General features: G+C 74.9%; 2 protein-coding genes and 1 pseudogene. 1 reads left to right on the top strand and 2 read right to left on the bottom strand.

The window, feature by feature from the left end:
* Both JJ683_RS19325 and ephH read right to left on the bottom strand, forming a co-directional pair.
* The coding region (locus JJ683_RS19325) for a D-alanyl-D-alanine carboxypeptidase family protein (RefSeq protein ID WP_277952169.1) at window positions 1-1,508 on the bottom strand (1,508 nt) is incomplete at its 3' end.
* A complete protein-coding gene (ephH, locus tag JJ683_RS18600; RefSeq protein ID WP_200176304.1) occupies window positions 1,505-2,392 on the bottom strand; it encodes an epoxide hydrolase EphH in 888 nt (295 codons plus the stop codon). The genes ephH and JJ683_RS19325, both read right to left, overlap by 4 nt.
* A gap of 266 nt (window positions 2,393-2,658) precedes the next feature.
* On the opposite strand from ephH, the pseudogene JJ683_RS18595 reads away from it, so the two are divergent.
* Window positions 2,659-3,477: pseudogene (locus JJ683_RS18595) on the top strand (hypothetical protein); the annotation flags it as partial.

Below are 3,477 nucleotides of genomic sequence, written 5' to 3'. Positions count from 1 at the left end.
CGGCGCAGCAGGCGGATCGCGCCGGCGGCCAGCAGCAACGCCGCGGCCACGGCGCCGGTGACCGTCGCGTAGTAGCCGGTGCCGTGCGCGGGCCCGCCCGAGCCGGCCTGTGCGCTCTGCGGAGGCGCCGCGAGCGCCACCGCTCCGTCACTCGGGCTGTTCGCGGCGGTGCCGTCGGTGTCGGCCGCGCCGCCGAGCCCCACGGTGCCGGGCTCGACCAGCGCGCCCACCGCCTTCGCCGGGGGAAGGCGGAATCCGTAGTCGAGCAGCGCGGCGGCCTGCTGCCACGGGTCGGACGGTGTGCGCGTGCCGTCGAGCAGCGTCACCACCAGGCGCCTGCCGTCCCGCTCGGCCGCGCCGATGAACGTCTGACCTGCATCGTCGGTATACCCGGTCTTGCCGCCCAGCGCGCCCGGATACAGTGACAGCAGCGGGTTGTCGTTCGCGATGGCGAAACCGGGGTTGTCCGGCAGGATCACCGGGGCGCCGTCCGGGCCCACCACCACCGGCGGCAGTCCGGTCGTGGCATCCGGCTCCGCCTCCGCCAGTGCCGCGGTGACGGCGTCCGGGTCGGTGGACCCGACGCGGATCGGCTCCACACCCGCCGCGATCCGGGCCTGCGCGGCAGCGCGTTCCTCATCGATTTGCGCCTGCGACTTGGGATAGCCGGGGAACTCGATCGGCCCGTGCGAGATGAGGTCGGCGAACACCGGATCACGCATCGCGTCGCGGAAAATGAGCGCGAGGTCGTACGCGGAGGTGGACATGCCCGGCCCGTCGAGGCCGGACGGGGTTGGGGTGCGGGTGTCGAGCGCGCCGAGATGCCGGGAGAGCGTGTTCATGGCCGCGGTGGTGGCATCCGTGCCGCCCATCCGATCGGCGAGGACCTGGGCGGCGTCGTTGCCGGAGTTCATCATGAGCCCGCGCAGCAGCATGTGCACGGTGTATTCGCCCCCGGGGCCGACGCCCACCCGGCTGCCCTCCACGTTCGCCGCGTCCTCTGTGGCCGTGAGCACCGTGTCCAGGTCGAGCTTCTGGAGTGCCAGCGTCGCCAGGAGGATCTTGATGGTGCTGGCGGGGCGATGGCGGCCGTGCGGGTCCTTCGCGGCCAGGACCTCGCCGGTGTCGAGGTCGGCCAGCACCCATCCGGATGCGGAAATCCCGTCGGGCAGCGGCGGTGTCGCCGTGGGTTGCACGCTGCCGCACGCGTCGAGCCGCGGCCCGCCGACGGGATCGTCGGGGACGGGGAGCGGTGGCGGCGCGGTCTCGCCCGGCTCCGGGACCTCGGAACTGTCGATCGGCGGCGGCGGGGACTGCCGATGCGGGCAGTCGTCGGTTTCGGGGGTGGTGAACACGGGCTCGGCTGCTGCAGTGGCGGCCGAGGGCAACGCGCCCGCCGCGACAGTCGCCGCCGCGGGCGTCAGGGCGACCGCCGCAGCGCACAGCAGTGCCGCGGCGGCGCGGCGGCGCATGCGCGGGCGGACCGGCGCGGCGGCGCGGAGCGTCATGCCACGGCCAGCTCGGCGATGAACCCGCGCACGGTGCGGGCCACCAGGCCCGGGTCTTCGAGCATCGGCACGTGCCCCACGTCCGGCAGCCGCAGGCGCTCGGCGGTGTCCGGCAGCTCGTCGAGGAACGCCCGGGCGTAGACGCGCCACGGGATCACCCGGTCCTTGTCGCACAGGACCAGCTGCACGGGCGTGGCCGTCGAGTCCAGCCCGGTGAGTCCGCCGTCGCGGGCCGCCGACCACAGCACCGGCAACAGCGCGTGCGAGTGGATGGCGGCGTTCAGGGCACGCCGGGCCACGTCGAAGGGCACCGCGGACGGGTGCGCTGTCACCACGGACATCGCGGCCTTCTGTATCCGCCGCACGCCCACCGCCCACGAGGCGAATGGCCGGGCGAAGAACATCAGCGGCGACAACGCCAGGAACGCCGCGCCCAGCCGCACCGCGGGCATCGACAGCGTCGTCCACCCTCCGGCCGGGGCGATCGCGGTAACGCTGCGGGCCCGCCCGCGCTGTTCGAGTTCGAAGGCGATCCAGCCGCCCAGCGAATTGCCGACGACATGGCAGGTGTCCCAACCGCAGTCGTCCAGCACGCGCTCGACGGCGTCCGCCATGTCCTTGGCGCCGGTGCGGCCCCACCGCGCGTCGGGGCCGCCCCAATGCCCGGGCAGTGTCACCGCGAGCACCTCGTGGTCCATGGCGAGCAGGTCGACGACCTCGGTCCACACCTCGTGCGTCATGAGGAACGGGTGGATGAGCAGCACCGGCTCGCCGCTGCCGGCGTGGCGGTACGGGCGGGGTGCGCCGTCCCCGTGGCCGGGTGCCGCCGGCGTGCCGGGCGGTTGCTCCTTCCGCATCCGCGGGCTCGGGTCGTTCTCGCTCATCGCTTCCTCACTGCCGCGCACCGCGGGAACCGCGGTGGGCGTCGGGGCCTGCCCGGGCGTGGATCCTGGGCGACGGCCGAGTTTACGCTACGGAGGTGCCCGATCCGGGGAGGTGAGGGGTCTCGGCGGCGGAGCGGACGTCGCTGCGCGCCGGATGCGGGTAGTGTTCGACGGGTCCGGGCCGCCGCGGGGGCGGGGTCCTGGGACGCGTCATGTACGCAGTCCGGGCCGTGGGAGCTGCGGTCCGCGGGGGAGGGGGACGAGTCATGTCAGGATCCGGCCGGTGGGCGGATACGGGGGCGGAGTCGACGGGGGCCCGACATTCGGCGGCCTTCGATTTCGAGGCGTTCGAGGAAATGAGCCGTTCGCGGCTGCGCTTTTATGCCGAGGAGCTCACACCCGACGCGGTGTCCGGCAACTCGAACCACTGGACGACGGCGGCGGGTGGCCTGTCCGGGGTGCTCGACAGGCTGCATGCTGCGGTGTCGTCGGTGGCGCACGCGGAATTCCGGGGCGCCTTCCCCGAGTCGGTCCGCGGCGCGCACCGCGGCTTCGCGGGCGGTGCGGCCGCATTGGGCGACGCGCTGGGCCGGCCCGCGGACCGACTCGACGCGGCAGCGCCGCGACTGGGCGACGTGCGCACGAGGGTCGCGGCCGCGCCGGCTGGTGGCGGGCTGCTACAGGGGTTCCCGTCGCGGTATCTGTTCGCGGAGCCGTCCACCGAGCTGGCCGCGTTGATGGAGACGCTGTATGTGCCGGCGGTGCAGCAGGCGGTCACGGTGGACCCGCTCCCCGGCCCGGATGCCCGCGGGGGTGCTGGAGCCGATGTGGCCGGCGCCGCAGGCCCCGGCGTCCCTCCGGGGGGAACTGCCGAACCGGCCGCCTTCGCCGTGGCGGGCGGGGTCGATGGAAGCCCGGCCTCCGCCCGATCGGCGGGCGACGCGATCGGCCGTGAGGACGGTCTCCTGGGCGACGCGCCGGGCGGCGGCCTCGCGGCGTCGGGGGCGGAGGGGCCGTTCGCGCGCCGCTCGGACGGTGCCGTGGCGGCGGACCGGCAGGGGGTCTCGGCCGCGGACGCGGGCGGG

Origin of the sequence: Tomitella cavernea (assembly GCF_016599145.1) — a bacterium.
Taxonomy (GTDB): Bacteria; Actinomycetota; Actinomycetes; order Mycobacteriales; family Mycobacteriaceae; genus Tomitella; species Tomitella cavernae.
Note: the sequence above shows the minus strand (reverse complement) of the source record. Positions and strands in the feature narration are given on the sequence as shown.

Excerpts from the sequence above, each read along its gene's own strand:
- ephH (WP_200176304.1), bottom strand. The coding sequence starts at position 2,392 with ATGAGCGAGAACGACCCGAGCCCGCGGATGCGGAAGGAGCAACCGCCC.